20 protein-coding genes are annotated in these 22,422 nt (G+C 68.3%); 11 read left to right on the top strand and 9 right to left on the bottom strand.

Annotated elements, in window-relative coordinates; all coding sequences use genetic code 11:
* The 3 genes from DPV74_RS25055 to DPV74_RS25045 all read left to right on the top strand — a co-directional run.
* A partial coding sequence (locus DPV74_RS25055; RefSeq protein ID WP_119338171.1) for a nitric oxide reductase activation protein occupies nucleotides 1-1,411 on the top strand: 1,411 nt, incomplete at its 5' end.
* Nucleotides 1,412-1,443: 32 nt separating this feature from the next.
* On the top strand, nucleotides 1,444-2,586 hold the full coding sequence (locus tag DPV74_RS25050) for a transporter substrate-binding domain-containing protein (RefSeq protein WP_119338170.1): 1,143 nt from the start codon (nucleotides 1,444-1,446) through the stop codon (nucleotides 2,584-2,586).
* 6 nt (nucleotides 2,587-2,592) lie between these two features.
* Nucleotides 2,593-3,204, top strand: a complete 612-nt coding sequence (locus DPV74_RS25045; RefSeq protein ID WP_027791381.1) for an ANTAR domain-containing response regulator — start codon at nucleotides 2,593-2,595, stop codon at nucleotides 3,202-3,204.
* A gap of 44 nt (nucleotides 3,205-3,248) precedes the next feature.
* Here DPV74_RS25045 and DPV74_RS25040 read toward each other — a convergent pair whose 3' ends face one another.
* Nucleotides 3,249-3,698, bottom strand: coding sequence for a helix-turn-helix domain-containing protein (locus tag DPV74_RS25040; protein ID WP_027791380.1), 450 nt, complete (start codon nucleotides 3,696-3,698; stop codon nucleotides 3,249-3,251).
* 352 nt (nucleotides 3,699-4,050) lie between these two features.
* Between DPV74_RS25040 and DPV74_RS25035 the strand changes: the two genes are divergently transcribed.
* Nucleotides 4,051-4,974 carry an alpha/beta fold hydrolase gene (locus DPV74_RS25035; protein WP_119338169.1) on the top strand — a complete coding sequence of 308 codons (924 nt, stop codon included), beginning with the start codon at nucleotides 4,051-4,053 and terminating at the stop codon, nucleotides 4,972-4,974.
* A gap of 86 nt (nucleotides 4,975-5,060) precedes the next feature.
* Here the strand turns inward: DPV74_RS25035 and ggt are convergent, their stop codons facing one another.
* Nucleotides 5,061-6,782 carry a gamma-glutamyltransferase gene (gene ggt / locus DPV74_RS25030; RefSeq protein WP_027791378.1) on the bottom strand — a complete coding sequence of 574 codons (1,722 nt, stop codon included), beginning with the start codon at nucleotides 6,780-6,782 and terminating at the stop codon, nucleotides 5,061-5,063.
* Nucleotides 6,783-7,203: 421 nt separating this feature from the next.
* Between ggt and DPV74_RS25025 the strand changes: the two genes are divergently transcribed.
* From DPV74_RS25025 to DPV74_RS25015, 3 genes are all read left to right on the top strand, one after another.
* Nucleotides 7,204-7,728 carry a metal-dependent hydrolase gene (locus DPV74_RS25025; RefSeq protein WP_027791377.1) on the top strand — a complete coding sequence of 175 codons (525 nt, stop codon included), beginning with the start codon at nucleotides 7,204-7,206 and terminating at the stop codon, nucleotides 7,726-7,728.
* A 221-nt stretch (nucleotides 7,729-7,949) separates the two neighbouring features.
* A complete protein-coding gene (locus DPV74_RS25020) occupies nucleotides 7,950-12,479 on the top strand; it encodes a DEAD/DEAH box helicase (protein WP_119338168.1) in 4,530 nt (1,509 codons plus the stop codon).
* 135 nt (nucleotides 12,480-12,614) lie between these two features.
* Nucleotides 12,615-13,889 (top strand): APC family permease, encoded by a 1,275-nt coding sequence (locus DPV74_RS25015; protein WP_119338167.1) that lies wholly within the window; start codon nucleotides 12,615-12,617, stop codon nucleotides 13,887-13,889.
* 159 nt (nucleotides 13,890-14,048) lie between these two features.
* Here the strand turns inward: DPV74_RS25015 and DPV74_RS25010 are convergent, their stop codons facing one another.
* From DPV74_RS25010 to DPV74_RS24995, 4 genes are all read right to left on the bottom strand, one after another.
* Nucleotides 14,049-14,345, bottom strand: a complete 297-nt coding sequence (locus DPV74_RS25010) for an XRE family transcriptional regulator (protein WP_027791374.1) — start codon at nucleotides 14,343-14,345, stop codon at nucleotides 14,049-14,051.
* Between the two features lie 73 nt (nucleotides 14,346-14,418).
* Entirely contained in the window at nucleotides 14,419-14,778 is a 360-nt protein-coding gene (locus DPV74_RS25005) for a type II toxin-antitoxin system RelE/ParE family toxin (protein ID WP_060359268.1), read from the bottom strand.
* Between the two features lie 122 nt (nucleotides 14,779-14,900).
* Nucleotides 14,901-15,887, bottom strand: coding sequence for a pca operon transcription factor PcaQ (gene pcaQ / locus DPV74_RS25000; RefSeq protein WP_119338166.1), 987 nt, complete (start codon nucleotides 15,885-15,887; stop codon nucleotides 14,901-14,903).
* 77 nt (nucleotides 15,888-15,964) lie between these two features.
* Complete coding sequence (locus DPV74_RS24995; RefSeq protein ID WP_027791371.1) at nucleotides 15,965-16,702, bottom strand: helix-turn-helix transcriptional regulator; 738 nt, start codon at nucleotides 16,700-16,702, stop codon at nucleotides 15,965-15,967.
* 120 nt (nucleotides 16,703-16,822) lie between these two features.
* Between DPV74_RS24995 and DPV74_RS24990 the strand changes: the two genes are divergently transcribed.
* From DPV74_RS24990 to pcaG, 3 genes are all read left to right on the top strand, one after another.
* Nucleotides 16,823-17,389, top strand: a complete 567-nt coding sequence (locus DPV74_RS24990) for a YiiX/YebB-like N1pC/P60 family cysteine hydrolase (protein WP_119338172.1) — start codon at nucleotides 16,823-16,825, stop codon at nucleotides 17,387-17,389.
* A 274-nt stretch (nucleotides 17,390-17,663) separates the two neighbouring features.
* Nucleotides 17,664-18,371: a protocatechuate 3,4-dioxygenase subunit beta gene (gene pcaH / locus DPV74_RS24985; RefSeq protein WP_021159510.1), complete on the top strand. Its 708-nt coding sequence runs from the start codon at nucleotides 17,664-17,666 to the stop codon at nucleotides 18,369-18,371.
* Nucleotides 18,372-18,374: 3 nt separating this feature from the next.
* Complete coding sequence (gene pcaG, locus DPV74_RS24980; protein WP_119338165.1) at nucleotides 18,375-18,968, top strand: protocatechuate 3,4-dioxygenase subunit alpha; 594 nt, start codon at nucleotides 18,375-18,377, stop codon at nucleotides 18,966-18,968.
* Nucleotides 18,969-19,404: 436 nt separating this feature from the next.
* Here the strand turns inward: pcaG and DPV74_RS24975 are convergent, their stop codons facing one another.
* Nucleotides 19,405-20,184 carry a helix-turn-helix domain-containing protein gene (locus tag DPV74_RS24975; RefSeq protein WP_027791368.1) on the bottom strand — a complete coding sequence of 260 codons (780 nt, stop codon included), beginning with the start codon at nucleotides 20,182-20,184 and terminating at the stop codon, nucleotides 19,405-19,407.
* A gap of 143 nt (nucleotides 20,185-20,327) precedes the next feature.
* Between DPV74_RS24975 and DPV74_RS24970 the strand changes: the two genes are divergently transcribed.
* Nucleotides 20,328-21,107: an alpha/beta fold hydrolase gene (locus DPV74_RS24970; protein ID WP_104768619.1), complete on the top strand. Its 780-nt coding sequence runs from the start codon at nucleotides 20,328-20,330 to the stop codon at nucleotides 21,105-21,107.
* Between the two features lie 35 nt (nucleotides 21,108-21,142).
* Here the strand turns inward: DPV74_RS24970 and DPV74_RS24965 are convergent, their stop codons facing one another.
* Together DPV74_RS24965 and DPV74_RS24960 are read right to left on the bottom strand one after the other, a co-directional pair.
* Nucleotides 21,143-21,970, bottom strand: coding sequence for a M55 family metallopeptidase (locus DPV74_RS24965; protein ID WP_119338164.1), 828 nt, complete (start codon nucleotides 21,968-21,970; stop codon nucleotides 21,143-21,145).
* Nucleotides 21,967-22,422, bottom strand: a 456-nt coding sequence (locus DPV74_RS24960; protein ID WP_205571941.1) for a P1 family peptidase, incomplete at its 5' end; no start/stop codon positions are given. The genes DPV74_RS24960 and DPV74_RS24965, both read right to left, overlap by 4 nt.

Raw genomic sequence — 22,422 nt, 5'->3', positions numbered from 1 at the left:
GGCCGCGCACGCGCTGGCTCACTGGCGGCACTCGCCGTCCGGCGAGCCGGCCGACACGCTGACGCAGATCGGTTCGGCCGTCGCCGGCGTGATCGAGGATGCGCGCGTCGAGGCGCTGCTGGCCCGCGAATGGCCGGGGCTCGCAACGTTCTGGGCGCCGGCGTTCGCACCGATCGGCCGTGAAGGGCTCACGTTCGGCTGTCTGTGCGCGCGGCTCGCGAAAGCGTTGTTCGATCCGTCGTATCGCGACGGCAACCCGTGGGTCGACAAGGGCGCGCAGCTGTTCGCCGAACGGCGCGACACGCTCGACGATTACCGTGCGTTTCGCACGATTGCGTCGAGGCTCGCGAACGATCTCGGCCAGATGCGCGTGCGCTTCGAGCCTGACGACGGCGCATGGCTGCCCTATCGCGACGACAATGCGTGGCTGTGGGCGCGGCCGGCCACCGCGGCGGCCGAACAGGCGGGCAACGACGGCGTCGAGATGTCTGCCTCGACCGGCGGCCACAGCGACGAACGCGACGACGCACCGCCGTCCGCACCCGATGCGCCGCACTATCCCGAGTGGAATTGCCACACGCAGCGCGAACGACGCGACTGGACGACGATCGTCGAACGCGCGCCCGCCACGTCGGCGCCGCCGCCGTCGCTTTCCGCACTGATCGACGCCGACCGGCGCGCGGCAAAGCGAATGCCGGCCGAGCGCGCATCGGAGCTGCTGCGGCGCGTGGGCCGCCAGCTCGACGGCGATGCGCTCGACGTCGATGCGGCGATCGCCGCACGCATCGCCCGGTGCGCCGGGCACGCGCCCGATCCGCGCGTGTTCCGTCGCCGCGTGCCGCACGACGCGCGCGGGCCCGTGCTGATCCTGCTCGACCTGTCGGCGTCGACGGCCGCGCAGGTCGCCACGCTCGAGAAACGCGCGGCGTTCGTGCTCGGCGACCTGTTCGACCGGCAGCGGCGCCGCTGGGCCGTGCACGGCTACACGTCGGACGGACGGCATCGCGTGTACTACGCCCGCTTCAAGGATTTCGGCGAAGCGTTCGACGCCGGCCGCCGCGCGGCGCTGCTCGCGGCCGACAGCGGGATGAGCACGCGCACGGGCGCGGCACTGCGGCATGCGCTGGCCTTGCTGCGCCGCGAAACCGCGAATACGCGGGCCGCCGTGCTGCTGATCGGCGACGGCGAAGCCGCCGACGTCGACGTGTTCGACCCACGCTACCTCGTCGAGGATGCGCGTCACGCGGCACGCCAGGGCCGGCGGCGCGGTGTCGCGATTGCCGGTCTGTCGTTCGGCGAGCCGCCCGGGTTGTCTACAATACTTGGCGTCGGCCCGCGCTGCGTGCACGCGGCGAACGGCGACGCATTGCCGGCCGTCGTCGCGCACGCGGCCGGACGACTGACTGCGTGACGGCCCCACCCGGAAGAGACAGGAACGACCGAATGAACAGTGTGAAGGTTGGCGTATTGTTCTCGCAGAGCGGATGCACGTCGCACCTTGGCCGGAGCCAGTTGCGCGGCACGCTGCAGGCGATCGCCGAGATCAACGAAGCGGGCGGCGCGAACGGCTGCGAGATCGTGCCCGTCGTGCACGACGCCTGTTCGGACCCGGCCGTCTATGCGCGGCTCGCCGAGGAACTGATCGCCACCGAGCGCGTGAACGTGCTGTTCGGCGGATACATGTCGAGCAGCCGCAAGGCGCTGATTCCGATCGTCGAGAAGTGGGACAAGCTGCTGTTCTACCCGACGCTCTACGAAGGCTTCGAGTTCTCGCCGAACGTGATCTACACAGGTGCGGCCCCGAACCAGAACAGCGTGCAGCTCGCTGCGTTCATGACCGCGCAGTTCGGTGCGCGCGTGTATCTCGTCGGGTCCGACTACATCTACCCGTACGAGTCGAACCGCATCATGATCGACCTCGTCACGCAGCATCCGGAAGGCCAGATCCTCGGCGAGGTCTACATGCCGCTCGTCGCGTCCGAGCAGGATTTCGCGGCGGTCGTCGAGGACATCCGCGCGAAGGCGCCCGACTTCGTGTTCAGCACGCTCGTCGGCGACAGCACGGCCGCGTTCTACCGTGCGTATGCGCAAGCCGGCCTCGATGCACGCAGGATGCCGATCGCGAGCCTGACGACCTCCGAGATCGAGCTCGGTCAGATGGGCGCGGCCGCGGCCGGCCACTACACGTCGTCGCCCTACTTCCAGACCATCGATTCGGACGTGAACCGGCGCTGCATCGCGCAGCTCAAGGCGCGCTTCGGCGACGACGCGAACGCCTCCGCGCCGTGGGAAGCCGCGTATTTCCAGGTTCACCTGTTCGCCAATGCACTCGCGCGCGCCGGCACCGACCAGCGCGACCGCCTCGTCGAACATCTCGCGGACGCGGAATTCGACGCGCCGCAGGGCCGCGTGAAGATCGACCGGCTCACGCAGCACACGTGCCTGTACCCGCGCATCGGCTGCGCGACGGCCGACGGCAATTTCACGATCGTGCGCGAAGCGACGCGGCGCGTGCATCCCGATCCGTACCTCGTCACGCATTCGCTCGGCGACCGCGTGCTCGCGCCCGACGAACAGAAGGCGTAACCGACGATGCGCGCCCGCACCCCGATCCGCTCGACGCCGCGCCTGCTCGCCGAACTGCGCTCGCTGCGCGTGATGGTGTACTACCCGGATGACGACAACGGGCTGCTGCTCGTCGAGCAGCTCTCGCGCATCGGTTGCCCGAGCGAGCAACGCTGGCCGCCGCCCGCCGCGCTGCCGGAGAGCGTCGACCTCGTGATCCTCGCGGTCCGGCCCGACCTGCTGCACCTGTCGATCCCGTGGCTCGAGGACGATGCGCGGCCGCCGCTCATCGCCGTCACGACCTACGAAAGCCCGACGATCCTCGAACTGATGCTGCGCATCGATGCGCAGAGCGCGGTAACGACGCCGGTGCGTTCGTTCGGCCTGTTGAGCGCGATGGCGCTCGCGTGTCACCAGAGCCGGCGGCACGACGAATACCGGCGCCGCATCGCGCAGCTGGAACAGCGCGTGATGTCCGCTCGCACGCTGCAGGAAGCGAAGACGCTGCTGATGCAGCACAACGCGATCAGCGAGGAAGAGGCCTATCAGCAGATCCGCTCGCAGGCGATGGAGCGGCGCATCTCGATCAACCAGCTCGCCGAGCAGATCGTGCACGCGCATGCGCTGTTGAAGCGGTAACGCGGACGCGAACGCCGATCGCCGATCGCCGCGCGTCAGGCGCGTCAGTCCGGCGGTGGCAACACGACCGTGTCCTCCGGCCCGAGCACGCGCCCGTCCTGCGAACGCAGCTCGAGCTTCCTGACGGGCAGCCCGGTCTTCCGGTCGACGAGCAGCACGTGCGCCTCGTCGGGTTCGAAGAAGAAATCCTCGCCCCACTGCCGCAATGCGACGAGCAGCGGAAACAGGCCGCGCCCTTTCTCGGTCAGCACGTATTCATGATGTGCGCCGCCGTCCGCGGCCGGCACGATGTCCATGATCCCGTGCGCGACCAGGTTGCGCAGACGCGCGGCCAGGATGTTCTTGGCCAGCCCGAGGTTCTTCTGGAATTCGCCGAAGCGGCGCAACCCGTCGAACGCATCGCGGACGATCAGCAGCGACCACCAGTCGCCGATCGCGTCCAGCGGGCGGGCAACGCCGCAAAGGGAATCTTCGTGCGTGGTTCGTCTGTTCATCGATGCATGAGGCGATACCGTTCCGGGAATGCGGCCGGAACGGCGGTTACTCTCTTTGAAATGAATGGTTGCAATATAAAACTCGTCACACGAAAGATCAATCGCGCGGGGCTCGACTGTTCCCGATCAACGAACGCCATGGCCGATTCGGGCCTCATTGGCACTTCAGTTCGTACATCTGGCCTATAAATTCCGGCATTTCCCCGTTCCGGCACATCATCCCGCACCAACGTGCCGGGCATCCGTCGATTGCCGCGGCCCTCTTTTTGGTTGCAACTTGCAACCCGATATCCTACGCTTCGATTCGGTTTCAACTTGAAACCAAACTATCCGACTACCGAAGGAGCGCTCGATGATCCGGTCCGATGCCACGTTCGACGGCACCTTTCCTTTCACCCCGCATTTCGACGACGCATCCGGCTTCCGGATGCACTACGTGGACGAAGGCCCGCACGACGGCGAAACCGTTCTGTGCCTGCATGGCGAACCTACGTGGGGTTACCTGTTCCGCCATCTGGTTGCGGCGCTGCGTCCGACGCACCGCATCGTCGTGCCCGATCACATGGGATTCGGCAAAAGCGCGACGCCGCAGGATCGCAGCTACTGGTTGCAGGACCATATCGACAACCTCGAGCGCTTCGTGCTCGCGCGCGGCCTCGAGCGCATCACGCTCGTGATGCACGATTTCGGCGGCCCGGTCGGCATGGGGCTCGCCGCGCGTCATCCGGACCGGATCCGGCGCATCGTGTCGGCGAACGGGCCGACGCCGTTCGGCCAGCCCGATCTCGTCGAGCGCCTGAATGCGAACGGTCGCGGTGCGCCGTGGTTCCAGTGGATCATGCGCGCGGCGGCCGACGACACGCTCGAAACCGTGCTCGGTCAGCTCGGCTTCAACATCCTGAGCACGCTGAAACTGAACGGTTTCGAGAACCACGCAGTCATCACCGACACGTGGATTGCCGCGTACGGTGCGCCGTTCTCGCAACCGGCGGACTGTCTCGGCGCGATCGGATGGGCCCGCGGGTTTGCCGCGGGCGCGCACCGGTTCGAAGTGCCCGATGCGGCGGCATTGCGCGCGATACGCGAGAAACCCGCGCTCGCGATCTGGGGAGACGCCGACCGGACACTCGGCGCGGAACACTTCCTGCCGCTCTTCACCGCGCTGTGTCCGTCCGCGCCCGTCGAGCGGTTGGCGGGTGTCGGGCATTACTGTTTCGAGGATGCGCCCGACGCTATCGCGGCGCGGATCGCCGGATTCATCCGGACGACCGGCTGAGTGCGTTCCGCAGCGGGCATCCGGCGCCCCGCCGCGGAACACGGCGTGCGCGGCAGCCTTCGCAACCGCGCACGCACCGCTTCACATCAGCGAATGACCCGCGTCACACCACGCCCGCGCGGGTCGGCCATCGCCTCCGGCGTCTTGCCGTCGATCTTGATCACCTGGATGTCGCCGCTGAAATCCTGCCCCTTCAGCGTGTAGCCGCGCGCCTCGATCTGCTTCGCGAGTTCGCCTTCGATCGGGTGGTACGGCTCCCAGAAGATCGTGTTCGGCGGCAGCAGCTGGTGATGGAAGCGCATCGCGCCGACCGCTTCCTTTAACGGCATCTTGAAATCGTAGATGTTGTTGATCACCTGGAAGATCGACGTGAAGATGCGCGAGCCGCCCGGCGTGCCGATCACCAGCGACACCTTGCCGTCCTTCGTCATGATCGTCGGCGACATCGACGACAGCGGGCGCTTCTTCGGTTCGATCGCGTTCGCGTCGCTGCCGACCACGCCGAACATGTTCGCCACGCCCGGCTTCGCGGAGAAGTCGTCCATCTCGTCGTTCAGCACGATGCCCGTGCCGTCGGCGATCACGCCCGAACCGAAATAGCCGTTGACCGTGTAGGTGTTCGACACCGCGTTGCCCCACTTGTCGACCACCGAGAAGTGCGTCGTTTCGGCCTTCTCCGGCATCGTCGTGCCGAGGCCCGGCTGCACGCTCTTCGTATCCGACGGCTCCTTCGGGTTGACTTCGGCCGCCCGCTTCGCGATATAGGCGTCGTCGGTCAGCTGCGCGATCGGCACCTTGTAGAAATCGGGATCGCCGAGATACTGCGCCCGGTCGGCGAACACGCGCTTCTCGATTTCCGCGACGAGGTGGATGTACTGCGGCGAGTTGAGCTTCACGCCCTCGAAGTCCTGCTTGAGGTCGGCCTTCATCTTCAGCAACTGCACGAGGCCGATGCCGCCCGAGCTCGGCGGCGGCGCGGTGATCACGTCATAGCCGTTCCACTTCGCCTGCACCGGCTGGCGCCACACCGCGCGGTACTGCGCGAGATCCTCGGTGGTGATCAGCCCGTTGCCGTCGCCGGTCTTCATCGACGCGGCGATCAGCTCGGCCGTCTTGCCCTTGTAGAAACCTTCCGCGCCGTCGTTCGCGATGCGCGTGAGCACGTCGGCGAGATCGGGCTGCTTGAAGTTCACGCCCGCCTTCAGCCCGGAGAAATACTTGTCGAAGTTGGTCTTGCCGCCGAACTCCTTCGACGCGTCGACGCCGCGCTGCGCGAGCTGCTCGTCGACGACGAAGCCATCGCGGGCATAGTGGATCGCCGGCGCGAGCACCTGCTTCCACTTCAGCTTGCCGAAGCGCTTCTGCGCTTCCCACATGCCCGCGACCGTGCCCGGTACGCCGACCGCACGCGGGCCGTACAGGCTCATGCCCTTGACGACGTTGCCGTCCTTGTCGAGATACATGTCCTTCGTCGCGGCGAGCGGCGCACGCTCGCGGTAGTCGATGAAGTACGGCTTGCCGTCCTTGTAGATCGTCATGAAGCCGCCGCCGCCGATGTTGCCGGCTTCCGGATACGTGACGGCGAGCGTGAAGGCGATCGCGACGGCCGCGTCGATCGCGTTGCCGCCTTCCTTGAAGATCCGCTCCGCGGCATCCGCGCTGTACTTGTCGGCCACCGCGACCGCCGAGCTCGTCAGGACGGCCGGCTGCGGCCCCTTCGCATAGACGGGTGCGTTCGGCAGGAAACCGATGCCGGCCACCGTCGCGAGCACGACAGCGGATGATTTGAAGCGATTCAGCGTAGTCATTGCATGTCCCCCATGTGGATCTCCTTCAGGCAGGAAAAGCACCTGTCCCGCGCATGGCCGCCGGCGCACCGACGGCCATATCCGGTTTCGTAGTATAGGGGGACAAAAAGGGTCGAACACGTGACATCCGATGAAAGCGCATTCGCTGTGTGCGCCTGGTCATGCCGCCGCTTCTCGACACGGATGCGGACAGGTCGAAATTGCACCGGGCGCGAGGCCGCAATTCACACCGGTTCACGTCATCACGCAGCGCACAAAAACCGAAAGTTGCGAACTGCGCGACAGGCCACGTGACGCGTGAAAAAAAATCTGCAAACGTCCGTCCCGCTGCGCGATCCGATCTGCGAAGATAGCGCCCCGCTTTCGCACCGCATCACTGGTTCGTTCACGCGCCGCCTCACGTTTCTTCGTCTCGCTTCCTATGGCATCACACAACGCGCATCATGCGTCCGGCTTCGCGGCCGGCGTCGCCGCCGCCGCCCTCGTCGCACAAACCGGCGCCACGGGCCCGTGGCATTCGGGCATGTTCGCCGCATTCGCGGCGGGCGTCGCGGGCGGTACCGCGCCCGACTGGCTCGAAGTCGCATGGTGGCGCCGCAAGCGCCGCCTGTGGGTCACGCATCGAACCATCACGCACTGGGGCATCGGCTGGATCGCCCTGCTCGCGCTCGGCTGGCACGGGCTCATCCATCATCCGCATCCGCTGTGGGCCGCGCCGCTGTTCGGCTTCGCATGCGGCGGCGTGATGCACCTGCTCGCCGACTGGCCGAACCCGCTCGGCGTACCGTGGATCTGGCGGCGTCATTCACTCAACCTGTGGAACAGCGGGCGTTGCGACCTGATCGTCGTGGGCGCCGCATGGGGCGGCACGCTGTGGCTCGCGCAGTCGTTGTGCTCGCGTACGCCGCTGCTCGAACACTGGCTCGGCTGGCTGCATCGCGTCTAGTTGCAATTCGGCGCAATTTGATGCGATTCGGCGTGCTATCGGCACGCCGGCGCGCATGCAACTTTCCGTCCATTGAAAGTACGGTGCAGGCCCCCATTTGAGTCCCGTTCGCCGACACGCGCACCCGGCACGCACGCGCGACGTCTGGCACACTGACGATTCGATTCGTGCGCGCCTTGCGCACGCTTTGCGCCCTGCTTGCACCCTATTTCAACGCTCCGATGGACGTCACCGCTACCCGCCCTGCCGCCCGTGCGCTCGACGTGTTCCACCCGGCCGTCGCCGCGTGGTTCCGGCGCACGTTCGCCGCGCCCACCGGCGCGCAGGCGCTCGCGTGGCCGCACATCAAGGCCGGCCGCTCGACGCTGGTCGCCGCGCCCACCGGCTCCGGCAAGACGCTCACCGCGTTCCTGTGCGCGCTTGACGATCTGGTGCGCGATGCGCTCGCGCATGACGGCACGCTGCCCGACGCGACGCTCGTCGTGTACGTGTCGCCGCTGAAGGCGCTGTCCAACGACATCCACGTGAACCTCGATGCGCCGCTCGCCGGCATCGCCGATTCGCTCGCGCAACTCGGCCTGCCGGTGCCGGCGATCCGCACCGCCGTGCGCACCGGCGACACGACGCAGGCCGAGCGCGCCGCGCTGCGCAAGCGCGCGCCGCACATCCTCGTCACGACACCCGAGTCGCTGTACGTGCTGCTGTCGTCCACGTCGGGGCGGCAAATGCTGTCGAACGTGCGCTCGGTCATCGTCGACGAAATCCACGCACTCGCATCGTCCAAGCGCGGCAGCCATCTCGCGTTGTCGCTCGAACGTCTCGACGCGCTGGCCGGCCGTGCGCTGCCGCGTATCGGGCTCTCCGCCACGCAAAAACCGATCGACGCGGTCGCGCGCTTCCTCGTCGGCGGCCCGGCCGATGCGCCGCGCGATTGCACGATCGTCGACACGGGCCACACACGCGAGCGCGACCTCGCACTCGAATTGCCGAACGTGCCGCTCGAACCCGTGATGGCCACCGACGTGTGGGAACAGGTGTACGACCGCATTGCCGGCCTCGCGGCCGCGCACCGCACGACGCTGGTGTTCGTCAACACGCGGCGCACCGCCGAGCGCATGGCGCGCCATCTCGCTGACCGACTCGGCAAGGATGCGATCGCCGCGCATCACGGCAGTCTCGCGAAGGAGCACCGCTTCGACGCCGAACAGCGGCTGAAGCGCGGCGAACTGAAGCTGCTCGTCGCCACCGCATCGCTCGAACTCGGCATCGATATCGGCGACGTCGATCTGGTCTGCCAGGTCGGCTCGCCGCGCGGCATCGCGCCGTTCCTGCAGCGCGTCGGCCGCTCCGGACACCATGTCGGCGGCGTGCCGAAGGGGCGCCTGTTCCCGCTGTCGCGCGACGAGCTCGTCGAATGCGCGGCCCTGCTCGATTGCGTGCAACGCGGCGAGCTCGACGCGCTGCGGATTCCCGAAGCGCCGCTCGACGTGCTCGCGCAGCAGATCGTCGCCGAAGTGGCGTGCACGGAATGGCAGGAAGACGCGCTGTATGCGAGCTTCACGCGCGCGGCGCCGTACGCGCGGCTGACACGCGAGCGCTTCGACGAAGTGATGAAGATGCTCGCCGAAGGCTTCACGAGCCGGCGCGGCGTGCGCGGCGCGTACCTGCATCGCGACGTGGTCGGCGGCACCGTGCGCGGGCGCCGCAACGCGATGATGACCGCGACCACGTCGGGCGGCACGATCCCCGACATGGCCGACTACGCGGTGCTGCTCGAACCGCAGGGCATCCAGGTCGGCACGGTCAACGAGGATTTCGCGATCGAGAGCCTCGCGGGCGACGTGTTCCAGCTCGGCAACCAGTCGTACCGGATCATTCGCGTGGAAACGGGCCGCGTGCGTGTCGAGGATGCGCAGGGCCAGTCGCCGAACATTCCGTTCTGGCTCGGCGAGGCGCCGGGGCGCAGCGACGAGCTGTCGGCGGCGGTCGGCCGGCTGCGCGCGCGGCTCGACGGACTGTTCGCGGACGGCGAACGGCTCGCACATGGCAAGAACCGTGAACGCATCGGTGAAGGGACTGGCGGAAAGCCCGCGCCCCGGACCGACGCCAAAGCGGGTGCGAAGGCGAAATCGAAGGCCGGGATCGAAGCCGATACCGACGTCTCGACCGGCTTGCGGCACGACACCGTCGTCGCCGCCACCGCCGAAAGCCGCCTCGCGCCGGCGTTGCGCTGGCTCGTCGACGATCTCCGCCTGTCGCCCGACGCCGCCCGCCAGATCGTCGACTACCTCGCCCGCACCCGCGCCGCGCTCGGCGCGCTGCCGACGCAGGACACGCTCGTGATGGAACGCTTCTTCGACGAATCGGGCGGCACGCAGCTCGTGATCCATTCGCCGTTCGGCAGCCGCATCAACCGCGCATGGGGGCTCGCACTGCGCAAGCGCTTCTGCCGCAGCTTCAACTTCGAGTTGCAGGCGGCCGCGACCGACGACGCGATCATCCTGTCGCTGTCGCTCGCGCACAGCTTCGCGCTCGACGAAGTGTGGCGTTACCTGCGTTCGGCCAGCGCCGAACACGTCCTCGTTCAGGCACTCCTCGACGCGCCGATGTTCGGCGTGCGCTGGCGCTGGAATGCGACGACGGCGCTCGCGCTGCCGCGCTTCACCGGCGGCAAGCGCACCGCGCCGCAACTGCAGCGGATGAAGAGCGAGGATCTGCTCGCGACCGTGTTTCCCGATCAGGTCGCGTGCCTCGAGAACATCGTCGGCGAACGCGAGATACCGCATCACCCGCTCGTCGACCAGACGCTCGACGACTGCCTGCACGACGCAATGGACACCGACGGCTGGCTCGCGCTGCTGCGCCGGATCGAGAGCGGTGCGATCGAGCTGATCGCGCGCGACCTGCCCGCGCCGTCGCCGCTCGCGGCCGAGATCCTGAACGCGAAACCGTATGCGTTCCTCGACGACGCGCCGCTGGAAGAGCGCCGCACGCAGGCCGTACAGTCGCGCCGCTGGAGCGACCCTGAATCGGCCGACGATCTCGGCGCGCTCGACGCCGACGCGATCGATGCCGTGCGCGACGAAGCCTGGCCGCTCGTGCGCGACGCCGACGAAATGCACGACGCGCTGCTCACGCTCGCATGCATCGCCGACAGCGAAGCGCACGCGCACGAAGGCTGGCCCGACCGGCTCGCGGAGCTTGCCGAACGCCGCCGCGCGACGAAACTCGTGACGCCCGGCGGCGGCGCCCTGTGGGTGCCGGTCGAACGGCTCGTGTGCCTGCGTGCGCTGCATCCCGAGGCCCGCATCGCGCCGACGCTCAAGGTACCGGCTGCCTGCGCGCAGCCGTGGGAAGCAGATGCCGCACTCGTCGACGTGATCCGCGCGCGGCTCACCGGTTTCGGCCCGCTTGCACTCGACGCGATCGCGACACCGCTCGGCCTGCCGCCTGCGTCGGTCGCGACGGCGCTCGCGGCGCTGGAGCGCGAAGGTTATGTGATGCGTGGCCGGTTCACACCGGGCACGACGACCGACGAATGGTGCGAACGCCATCTGCTTGCACGCATTCATCGCTACACGGTGAAACGGCTGCGCCGCGAAATCGAGCCGGTGGAGCGCGCCGACTTCATGCGCTTCCTGTTCCACTGGCAACACCTGACACCCGACACGCGCGGTACGGGCCGCGATGCACTCGCGGCCGTGGTCGAACAGCTCGAGGGTTACGAGGCCGCGGCGAGCGCATGGGAAGACGCGCTGCTGCCCGCGCGGCTCAGCGACTACACGGCGGGCGGGCTCGACGAGCTGTGCCGCTCCGGCAAGCTCGTGTGGACGCGCATCGGCGCGCCGGCCCGCGCAGCCGGCACGCCCGTTAAGACGACACCGATCGTGCTGCTGCCGCGCCGCCACCTCTCTGCCTGGCAGGCGCTGCGCGATCCCGACGCGCAACCGGCGCTGTCCGCACGGGCCGCCCAGGTGCGCGACACCCTCGCCGCGCACGGCGCGATGTTCTTCGATGCGCTGCTCGACGACCTGCACATGCTGCCCGTCGAACTCGAACAGGCGCTCGGCGAACTCGTTTCGGCCGGCCTCGTGAATGCAGACAGCTACGCGGGCCTCCGTGCACTGCTGAAGCCTGCCGTCAAGCGCAGCGCGACCTATGCGCCGCGCACGCGGCGCGGCGGTGCGCTGATCGGCGGAATGGACGACGCCGGCCGCTGGGCGCTCGTGCAACGCGCTTCGGCACCGACTGACACGCCAACGCCGGCACCGAAGCGCGGTGCGCCCGCGACCGATCCCGACGCACTCGAACACATCGTCTGGACGCTGCTGCGCCGCTACGGCGTCGTGTTCTGGCGGTTGCTCGAACGCGAAGCCGACTGGCTGCCGAACTGGCGCGAGCTCGTGCGCGTGCTGCAACGCCTCGAAGCGCGCGGCGAAATTCGCGGCGGACGCTTCGTCGCCGGGCTCGCGGGCGAACAGTTCGCGCTGCCTGAAGCGATCCCGGTCCTGCGCGAACTGCGGCGACAACCGGGCGGCGGACAGTACGTTCGCGTGACGGGCGCCGATCCGCTGAATCTTGCCGGCACGCTGCTGCCCGGCGACAAGGTGCCGGCCCTCGCGGGAAATCGCGTGCTGTTCCGCGACGGCGTGCCCGTCGCCTCGCTGGTTTCCGGGGCGTTCCACTACGCCCCCGAACTGTCGCCCGCCGCGCGCGAGGATGCGCGCCTGCGGCTCGCGCGCAGCCACTGACATCGGCTGACACGCGGCACCACACCGACTACTGATCGCGGGGCCGCGCGACCGCCTGCCTTCGGGTAGCATCGAACGACTTTCCGCGCGGGCGCCCGCGCTCCAGCACAACAAGATTTCCGGAGACTGCTGTCCATGCCCTCGCACGCCGACTCGCCCGCCGCTCATCACGCGGGCTCGCTGACGATTTTCCAGGGCGCTGCGCTTTATATCGGCGCGGTGCTCGGCACCGGCGTGATCGCGCTGCCCGCGCTGGCCGCCGAGGTCGCGGGCCCGGCATCCCTGCTCGCGTGGGCCGCGCTGGTCGTGTTGTCCGGGCCGCTCGCGGCCACCTTCGCCGCACTCGGCGCGCGTTATCCCGATGCAGGCGGGGTCTCGACCTACGCCCGGCGCGCATTCGGGCCGAAAGCCGCGGCGGTCGTCGGATGGTGCTTCTACTTCGCGGTACCGGCCGGCGCGCCGGCTGCCGCGATGTTCGCCGGCGCATACGTCGCGGCCGTGACGGGCGGCGGGCACACGACCGTCGTCGTTACCGCTGCCGCGCTGATCGCGACCGTGTCGGCCGCGAATGCTTTCGGTGTCACCGTTTCGGGCCGCATGCAGCTCGTGTTGTCGGCGTTGCTCGTCACGCTGCTGCTCGCGGCGGTGCTCGCCTCCGCGCCGCATGCGCGCACGGCGAACCTGCATCCGTTCGCCCCGCACGGCTGGCTCTCGGTCGGCCAGGCCGCCGCGCTGCTCGTGTGGAGTTTCGCCGGCTGGGAAGCGATCACGCACCTCGCGGCCGAGTTCCGACGGCCCGCGCACGACATGCCGCGCTCGGCCGGCATCGCCGTCGTGGTGGTCGGATTCCTGTATCTGTCGGTCGCCGCCGCGAGCGTGACGGTGCTCGGGCCTTCCGCGGGCGCATCGGGGGCACCGCTCGCCGAACTGATCGCAGGCGGCATCGGCGGTCATGCACAGATGCTCGCCGCCGCAGCCGCGCTGCTGCTCACGCTCGGCACGATGAACGCGTATTTCGCGGGCGCGGCCAAGCTCGGTGCGGCGCTCGGTCGCGACGGTGCATTACCCGCGTGGCTCGCGCAAGGCAGTCAGGTAGGCGGCGTCCCGCGCCGCAGCCTCGGCGTGATCGCCACGCTCGCAGCCGTTGCGCTGGCCGCGACGACGCTCTCGGACGTCGGGCCGAAACCGCTCGTGCTCGTGACGTCCGGATGTTTCGTGATGGTGTATGGGCTCGGTGCGGCCGCCGCGCTGAAGTTGCTGCCGCGCGGCGGCATCGCTTACCGCTGTGCGTGGGTTTCGCTGGTCGCGGTTGCCGGGCTGTTCCTGACGACCGGCTGGGCCATCCTGTGCCCGCTGCTGCTCGCGGGCGGTGCGCTGCTCTATCTGCGGGTGACCGGACCGCGCCAGTGACGCGGCATGTGCGCGCGGGCCGGCACTCGCCGGCTTGTGGCGACACGCCGGCGAATCATGGCCGACCCGCCGGCCGGAGGGCCGGCCACTGCGCCGTGCGCATCGTGCGCATCACGCGTATGGGCGCGAACCCGGCCATACGCCGCTGCTTCACGCTCGTCAGGCCGGCACCAGCTCGAAGCTGAGCCGTTTGCCGAGCGCGGCGGCCGCGCTCGCGAGCGTCGCCAGCGTGAGGCTCGTGTCGGTTTCGTCGAGCAGCCGGTTGAGCGCAGCGCGGCTGGTTTTCATTCGCGCGGCCATCGCGGTTTTCGTGATGTGCTGCGCCTTCATTTCCTGCCCGATCTGCCACGCGATCACGCGCTTGATCGCGGTGGCGGTGGCCGCTTCGAGATTGCCGTCCTCCTCGAGGAAGGTATCGAAATCGCTGCCGATATGCGGATGGTTCGTGGTCGTCATGAGGTACTCCAGTGCATGGCGTTGCCGGCTGCCTGCCCGTCGAAGACGGTGCGTTCCGGCGCAACCGGGAAATTCAGATGGCATGCGTCAACGCTTTGAGACGCGCGACGGTGACATCGAGATCGTCCGACGGCATGGCGCGCGACTGCTTGAAGAAGCCGTGCAGCAGGACCATCGTGTCGCCGACGACCGTAAACAGCACACGGGCGCTCCGCCCGGGCAGCGCCACGCGGATCTCCCACAGATCCGGTGCCATCTTCCGGACCAGCGGCATGCCGAGCGGCCAGCCGAGTTGAACGGTCTTGATCTCCTCGCCGATCACCCTTCGCTCCGCTTGCCCAAGCGACTTCAGCCATTCGCGCACCGGCTCGTTGCCACGAGCCGTCTGGAAGAACCGCACGCCGAGCGTGACCTGGATCTGCTGTCTCGTCATCGTCTTGACACCCATCGTACCAAAATCGGTACGATAAGCCAAGCACCACCGGGACAGCTACTGGCCGGACGGCCAATGCCGGGGACGGCTCGGTCCGCGCTTGCCGCGCGATCCGCCCCGGGTTATTCGTCGCGACGAGCCCGCTTGCGCGCCACGCGTGGCGACTGGTGCGCTCGCGCATCGCCGAACCGCGATCGCGCGATGTCGCGCACGGCATCGATCAGCGTCCGCGCGACCGGCGACGGCTGCGCATCGGTACGCAGGATGAGCCCGACCGGCTCGTCGGTGCCCGCGGACGGCAGCGGCAGGCGTGCCAGCGCCCCGGCCGACAGGTCGTATTCGGCCGCATAGAGCGGCACGAACCAGACCGCATCGTTCTCGAGCGTCAGCGCGCGCGCGACCGATACCGACAGCACCTCGATGAACGAATCCAGCGGCGGCGCGCCGCAGGCGCCGAGCAACTGCTCGGCCGACTGGCGGATCAGCGTGCCGAACGGCGGCAGCACGACCGGATGGCGTGCGAGCTCGGCCGCCGGTGCCGCGCTTGAAAGCAGCGGATGCCCGGCACGCACGACCGCAACCAGCGGCTCGTTGTACAACTGCTCGAACGCGAGCCCGATCATCCGCTCCGGCTCCGACAGCCGCCCGATCGCGCACTCGATCGCGCCGGACTTCAGGCGCTCGAGCAGATCGGCATTCGCGGCCGTCGCGATCCGCACGACGACGCGCGGCCAGCGCGCGGCGAGCGCCTTCATCAACGCCGGCGCAAGCGATGCCGCGACCGTCGGCAGCATGCCGATTTCCAGCGTCGCCGCGGCGGCTCCGCCCTCACGCGCAAGCAGCCCGACACCCTGCCGCAGTGCCAGCACGCACGCGTTCGCATGCGGCATGAACAGCTGCGCCTCGCGGGTCGGCTGCGCGCCCTGCCGGCCGCGCTCGAACAGCTTCACGCCGAGGATCGCCTCCAGTTCGGCGATCGTCTTCGAGACGGCCGGCTGCGTGATCGACAGGCTTTCCGCCGCCTTCTGCACGCCGCCCAGCTGCGCGACCGCGAGAAAGCACTGCAGGTGCCGGAACTTGACGCGGCCGTCGGCGATACGGTTATTCATAACGGTTGGTTATGCGATTGACGATGAAACGCCATTTTGCATAACTTTCCGGATCGCCCCAAGCATTCGACGAGGCATCACGCGCGACGCCGCAGGGCCTGGAAACCGGCCGGCTCCCACATCCGCTTCGCGATCAGCAAGCTCGTCCCGTGCTTCTGCGCGAGCGGCGCGGACGACGATTCCGCATGCAGCGCGGCCGCCTTGCTGCGCAGCCGGCGCAACTCCAGTTCGAGCTCCGCGGCGGCGGCCTCCGTCAGCATCCCCTGCGAGAACGTCATCGTCTCGCCCTCCCCGTCGAAGCGGCTGTCGAGAAAATCGCCGAGCGCGTGCGCGTGGAAATAACGGCGGATCGGCCCGCCGGGCAGCCAGTCGAAATCGCGCGCGACGCGTACGCGAATCCGGTCGCCTGGCAGCAGCGCGACGACGTTCATCCGGTCGAGCATCAGCAGGTATTTCACGCACTCGGCCTGGGTCACCTGATAGGTCGACACGATGTCCTGCACGGTCCAGTAGTTGATCGCGCAAACGGCAACGAGCAGCAGCTTGTCGTCCGACACGAGCAGCGCCTCCTGCTGCTCGGTCAGCACGCGCAGCCTCGGCGCCGACGCGGAAGCCTCCTGCACGAGTTCGGCGAGCGTATAGCCGAGCAGTTGGGCGATCTCCACGACACGCTCCAGCGTGAAGCGGCCGCTGGCGAACAGCCGCTTCACGCTCGTCTCGGAGACGTCGAGCGCCCGCGCGACGTCGCGGTAGGTCATGCCCTGCGCCTTCAACTGGCGCTTCAGCATTTCGATGAGTTGGGCGGTTTCGGTCATTTTGGTATCGAAAAATGATGCTCAAGGTCAGATATTAGGCTACCTTCGCACGCAAATGAACACTTTCGGATACTTGTCTGCATAATCCGCTCCGTGCTGTCACTGAACGACGGAGCCGAAATGACCACCCGAACCGAAACCGCCGCCTACGAATCGCGCCATACCGCCCCGCGCGATGCACGCGACACGGATCGCACGATGCCGCTCGCCACGATCCGCACGCTGGCCGCCAGCGCGCACGTCGGGGATCTCGTGTTCATTCGCGTGCCGGCGAGCGCGCCGCGCGACGCGGCGGGCACGATGGGCACGTGGGCCAATCGCTTCGGCATCGTCGTCGATACGTCGGGCGACGAGCCCGTGATCGCCGAATCCGGGTTTGCGTGGACGAAACTCACGCCGCTGTCGCGCTTCGTCGCCCGTACCGACGGCGGGCGCATCGCACTGGCACGCCGCGTCGCGGCACCGACCGCCGACGCGCAGCGCCGGATGCATGCAACGGCGGAACAGCGGATCGACGCGCTGCTCGGCAACCGCTTCAACCTGCGGACGCGGCGTGCGTTCTGCGCGGACTACGTGAGCGACGTGCTCGGCGCCGACCGGGACGCGACGCCTGCGGCACTGCTGCGCGGCGGCACGCTGTCACTCGAATTCGACGGGATCGTGTTCGATCCCGGCCGCCAGTCATGACGGGCGCGCTCAGGGAGGCCGGATAACAACAAGAACGAAAACACAAAAAGCAGCGACGGGCTGGCTGGAGGGCCGTGCACGGGGTCGTCACCGACGACGCGAAGCCCGATCGCTTTTTCCGCCGGACAGGCATCCTGTCCGGCGGAATTTTCATTGGCGCGTCGAACATAACGAACGGTTATGCGATTCGCGAAAAAAGGTCATTTTGCATAACTTTCCGGATTGGCTAAAGTCCTGCCATCCACTTCGCGAAATACCTATCAGGAGACGCCCGATGGATTCCCCCACGATCCTCACGCCGCGCGACTGGCCGTCGCATCCGGCCTATATCCACCCCGAGTACCGTTCGTCCGTGAAGCGCGGCCCGACCCGCCCGCTGATCCCGCTGAAGGAGAAACTGCGCGACCAGTACGCGCCCGTCTACGGCGCCGAGGATCTCGGCGCGCTCGACCACGACCTGACGAAGAACGCCGTGAAGAACGGCGAGCCGCTCGGTGAGCGCATGGTCGTCACGGGCCGCGTGCTCGACGAAGGCGGCAAGCCCGTGCGCAACACGCTCGTCGAGGTGTGGCAGGCGAACGCGGCCGGCCGCTACGTGCACAAGGTCGACCAGCACGATGCGCCGCTCGACCCGAACTTCCTCGGCGCGGGCCGCTGCCTGACCGACAACGAAGGCCGCTACCGCTTCCTGACGATCAAGCCCGGCGCGTATCCGTGGGGCAACCATCCGAACGCGTGGCGCCCGAATCACATTCATTTCTCGCTGTTCGGCGATTACTTCGGCTCGCGTCTCGTCACGCAGATGTACTTCCCCGGCGATCCGCTGCTCGCGTACGACCCGATCTTCCAGGGCACGCCCGAGGCCGCGCGCGACCGCCTGATCTCGCGCTTCTCGATGGACATCACCGAAGAAGGCTATGCGCTCGGCTACGAATTCGACATCGTGCTGCGCGGCCGCGACGCTACCCCGATGGAGCGCTGAACCATGACGACGCTGAAGCAAACCCCTTCGCAGACGGTCGGCCCGTACTTCGCGTACGGCCTGTGCCCGCAGCAATACGACTACGACCTGAAGAGCCTGTTCACGCCGACGATCGCCGCGGCACACGCCGAAGGCGAGCACGTGCTGCTGGTCGGCCAGGTGTTCGACGGCGACGGCAACGTCGTTGGCGACGCGGTGCTCGAATTCACGCAGGTGGACGGCGCGGGCCGCTACCCCGCGTCGCGCGACGACATCGCGAAATCCGGCTTCACGGGCTTCGCGCGGGTCGGCACCGGCACCGATGCGCAGCAGCGCTTCGTCGTCGAGACGGTGAAGCCGGGCCGCATCACCGCCGGCGAGGCGCCGCATATCAACGTGACCGTGATGATGCGCGGGATCCTCACCCATGCGTTCACGCGCGTGTATTTCGACGACGAAGCCACCGCGAACGCCGCCGACCCGGTGCTGAACGCGGTGCCCGCCGAGCGTCGCGCGACGCTCGTCGCGAAACGCGACGCGCAACCGGGCCGCCCGGTCGTCTACCGCTTCGACATCCGCATGCAAGGGCCCGACGAAACGGTGTTCTTCGACGTGTGACGCGCGAGCCGGCGCACGCCGGCTTCGCCCGCTACCGCAAACCGCAACGCCGCGTGGCGTTTTTCGTGTTGCGGCGCCATCATTTCATGCTGCATCGCAGCACGCCAGGCCGCGGGCATCGATGCCCGGTGCCTGGGGCTGCCGCCCCCGCATCGAACGCGCGATTGAAACGCATGCTGCGACTGCACATGAATCATCGCCCCGGCAGGATATCGTTTGCGCGTTATGCGGCGTATCCTGCGTTATCCGCAACGTTCAAACGGAATTAAATCAGGATCGGCAACAATTACGCATGTCATGCGCGATATCGACCCACCGGGCCGTGCGCGCATTTTTTCTGACCGAGTGCCTTTAAGCGCGTCTGACCGAAGTTGGCAGACGCGTATTTTTTTGCGGCAACCGGCACATCGGCGTAGTGCGCTCGGATGCCTTCCGGTCAGCGCCGAATCTCCAGATAGCGGCTCGGCGTATCGCCCAGAATGCGGCGAAACGCCGACGTGAACGCGCTGGCGCTCGCGTACCCGAGATCGAGCGCGACGCGCGTGACCGGCTGCCCGTCGCTCAGGCGGGCGATCGCCGCGAGCATGCACACCTGCTGGCGCCATGCGGCAAAACTCACGCCCGTCTGCGCGCGAAACTGCCGCGTGAACGTGCGCCGGCTCACGCCGGCATCGGCGGCCACCTGGTCGAGATCGGCCGCGATCGACGGCGACGCGAGCAGGTGCCGGCACACCTTCGCCAGCCTCGCGTCGGCCGGCAGCGGCGCATGCAGCGACAGGCGCGGCATCGTCGCGATTTCCGCGACCAGCAGCGCCATCAGCTTGCCCGCGCGCCCGTCGACGTCGTACAGGGCCGGCAGGTCGATCGCATCGTCGATCAGTTGCCGCAGCAGCGCCGATACGCCATAGACGCCGCACTGCTCGGGCAGGCCCGCCTCGAGCGCGGCGTCGCCGGACACGAACGTGTTGAGCATCGTGACCGGCCCGGTCATCGTCATTTCGTGTCGCACGCCGGCCGGCACCCAGCACGCGCGCTGCGGCGGCACCAGCCAGCGCCCGTGCGGCGTCGACACGCTGATCGTGCCGCGCGACGCGAACGCGAATTGCCCGCGCACGTGCGCGTGCTCCGGAAACGTCGTACCCGCCGCGTAGTCGTTCGCGGTCACGACCACGCTTCGCGGAATGTGTTCGTAGGGATCTAGCAGCGTATTTCTCACGGCCCGAATTCCATCATCAATGACCCGATATCGAAGGCGGGTCTCCTTCGCGCGATCTACGATCCGCTCCACCCCTTGCGCGACCTCGCGGCCGCAAGACCCGTCGGCCTGATCGGCCGGATTACCACTGCATCGGAGCGGACATGCCGAATACGTTTCATCGCGTGGGGGACGGCCCCCACCCTGTTCTTGTACTGCCCGGCTGGTTCGGCGACGCCCACGCGTTCGAACCCGTCGAAGCGTGGCTGTCGCGTGAGCGTTTCAGCTATGTGTTCATGGACTACCGAGGTTACGGCCGCATGCGCGACACAGCCGGCGACTACACGATCGACGAGATCGCCGCCGACGCGCTCGCGCTTGCCGACACGCTCGAATTCCCGACCTTCAGCGTCGTCGGCCACTCGATGGGGGCGATGGCGGCCGAGAAAATCGCCGTCATCGCGCCCGACCGGGTGCGCGCGCTCGTGCCGGTCACGCCCGTGCCTTGCGGCGGCCTGCCGTTCGACGCGGAGAAACGCGCGCTATTCGAGCGGGCCGCCGACCACGTCGCCGATCGCCGGACCATCATCGATCGCAGCACCGGCGGCCGGCTGCCCGCCGCCTGGGTCGCGTGGAAAGCCGCGTATTCGGCAGCCCGTTCGTCGCCGCCGGCGTTCGGCGCGTACTTCCGCGCGTGGGCCGATACGGATTTCAGCCACGAGATCGCCGGCACCCATCCGGTGAAAGTGCTGATCGGCGAGCACGATCCGGCGTTCGACGCGGCGCTGATGGCCCGCACTTACCTGCGGCGCTACCCGCTCGCCACCGTCGACGTGCTGCGCAATGCGGGCCACTATCCGATGAACGAGACGCCGCTCGCGCTGGTCGCGGCCATGGAAACGTTCCTGCTTGCCGTGACAGCGAGCCCTGCAGCCGCCCATTGATCGGTCGCACGCCGGCGACATCGCCGCGGCACGCATCACCGCAGCATGAACGACATCGCAGACAGGCTGTTCAACGTGCGCACCACGTGCTCGACCGAAGGCCCGTCGAAGCGCAGCGTCACCGCATCGACGCGCTCCAGCGACGGCAGCACGCAGAACAGGTCGGCCAGCGCCGCCGTCTGCACACGCAATGTGCAGGCGGCCGGCGCGGGCCGACGGGCACCGGCGCGCACGCCTGCCGACAGTGCCTGTACGACCGTCTCGCGCGCGGCGGCTGCGATCCGCGCACACGATGCGGACGGCGTGAGCGTATCGCCGCTCGAAGCGCCGCCGGCCGTCTTGACCGTCTCGAAATGTGCATCCGGAAACAGCGGCTGCGTTTCTTCCGCGAACACGTCGTCGCCGGTGGCCAGCGCGACGTGCGCGCCATATTCGCGGGCCAGCGCGCCGTACAGCCCGGCTTCGCCGAGCTCGACGCCGTTCAGCCACACCTGCGTGAACGCGAAGCTGTTGATCGTGTGCGCGAGGATGCCGCGCGTCTGCGATTTCGCGTGATAGCCGATCATGAACACGAGGTCGGGCTGCTGTTCGAGGCCCGCCATCATCCCGAGCGTGCGCGGCTTGCCGAGCACGACGCGCGCACGCGCATCGAGTCCGTCGGGCAGCACGTTGCGGAAACCGCCGTGCGAATCGTTGACCCACACGGCCTGCGCGCCGCCCATGAACGCGCCTTCGATCGCCGCGTTCGCCTCGGCGGTCATCCAGCGCCGCGCGCGTTCGTATTCCGGATTGCCGGCACGCGTCTGCTCGGTGGCGAACACGCCGGCGACGCCTTCGATGTCGGTCGAAATCAGGATCTTCATGACTGGGCAATACGTCCTTCGTGGCTTTCGTTGAACAGGCGATCGAGATCGGGCACCGCGTCGCGCAGCGATTGCCGCACGTGGCCGTCGCGCCCGGCCACCGTCACGGCCTGCAGCAACGCATCGGCGATGGCGTGCTCGACGCTTTCGGCGGCAGCCATGAACAGCGGATCGAGCGCCGCATCGGCGACGAGGGCCGGCAGCGCGATGGTCGACGCGTCGTGCGCGATCGTGTAGGCGGTGGAGAAGGCGAGCGCGATGTCGCCGCTGCCGTGCCCGTAGACCGAGCCCGTGCGGGCCAGCCCCGCGCCCGCACGGCGCGCGAGCCGCGACAGTTGCCGCGCGTCGAGCGGCGCATCGGTGGCCAGCAACAGGATGATCGAGCCCTGTTCGGGTGGCGCCGCGTGCGCGGCCTCGGCCGCCCGCCGTTGCGCGACGATGCGCCCGAGCGG

Origin of the sequence: Burkholderia sp. HAN2018 (genome assembly GCF_024704855.1) — a bacterium.
Classification (GTDB): Bacteria; Pseudomonadota; Gammaproteobacteria; order Burkholderiales; family Burkholderiaceae; genus Burkholderia; species Burkholderia cepacia.
This window is presented reverse-complemented; position numbering and strand designations above follow the sequence as displayed.

What these genes read in the sequence shown, in the direction of transcription:
- pcaQ (WP_119338166.1), bottom strand. Translation starts at nt 15,887, where the DNA reads ATGAATAACCGTATCGCCGACGGCCGCGTCAAGTTCCGGCACCTGCAG.
- DPV74_RS24965 (WP_119338164.1), bottom strand. Translation starts at nt 21,970, where the DNA reads ATGAAGATCCTGATTTCGACCGACATCGAAGGCGTCGCCGGCGTGTTC.
- pcaH (WP_021159510.1), top strand. Translation starts at nt 17,664, where the DNA reads ATGGATTCCCCCACGATCCTCACGCCGCGCGACTGGCCGTCGCATCCG.
- ggt (WP_027791378.1), bottom strand. Translation starts at nt 6,782, where the DNA reads ATGACTACGCTGAATCGCTTCAAATCATCCGCTGTCGTGCTCGCGACG.
- DPV74_RS24995 (WP_027791371.1), bottom strand. Translation starts at nt 16,702, where the DNA reads ATGACCGAAACCGCCCAACTCATCGAAATGCTGAAGCGCCAGTTGAAG.
- DPV74_RS25010 (WP_027791374.1), bottom strand. Translation starts at nt 14,345, where the DNA reads ATGACGACCACGAACCATCCGCATATCGGCAGCGATTTCGATACCTTC.
- DPV74_RS25035 (WP_119338169.1), top strand. Translation starts at nt 4,051, where the DNA reads ATGATCCGGTCCGATGCCACGTTCGACGGCACCTTTCCTTTCACCCCG.
- DPV74_RS25050 (WP_119338170.1), top strand. Translation starts at nt 1,444, where the DNA reads ATGAACAGTGTGAAGGTTGGCGTATTGTTCTCGCAGAGCGGATGCACG.
- pcaG (WP_119338165.1), top strand. Translation starts at nt 18,375, where the DNA reads ATGACGACGCTGAAGCAAACCCCTTCGCAGACGGTCGGCCCGTACTTC.
- DPV74_RS25025 (WP_027791377.1), top strand. Translation starts at nt 7,204, where the DNA reads ATGGCATCACACAACGCGCATCATGCGTCCGGCTTCGCGGCCGGCGTC.
- DPV74_RS25015 (WP_119338167.1), top strand. Translation starts at nt 12,615, where the DNA reads ATGCCCTCGCACGCCGACTCGCCCGCCGCTCATCACGCGGGCTCGCTG.
- DPV74_RS25040 (WP_027791380.1), bottom strand. Translation starts at nt 3,698, where the DNA reads ATGAACAGACGAACCACGCACGAAGATTCCCTTTGCGGCGTTGCCCGC.
- DPV74_RS24990 (WP_119338172.1), top strand. Translation starts at nt 16,823, where the DNA reads ATGACCACCCGAACCGAAACCGCCGCCTACGAATCGCGCCATACCGCC.
- DPV74_RS24970 (WP_104768619.1), top strand. Translation starts at nt 20,328, where the DNA reads ATGCCGAATACGTTTCATCGCGTGGGGGACGGCCCCCACCCTGTTCTT.
- DPV74_RS25020 (WP_119338168.1), top strand. Translation starts at nt 7,950, where the DNA reads ATGGACGTCACCGCTACCCGCCCTGCCGCCCGTGCGCTCGACGTGTTC.
- DPV74_RS25045 (WP_027791381.1), top strand. Translation starts at nt 2,593, where the DNA reads ATGCGCGCCCGCACCCCGATCCGCTCGACGCCGCGCCTGCTCGCCGAA.
- DPV74_RS25005 (WP_060359268.1), bottom strand. Translation starts at nt 14,778, where the DNA reads ATGACGAGACAGCAGATCCAGGTCACGCTCGGCGTGCGGTTCTTCCAG.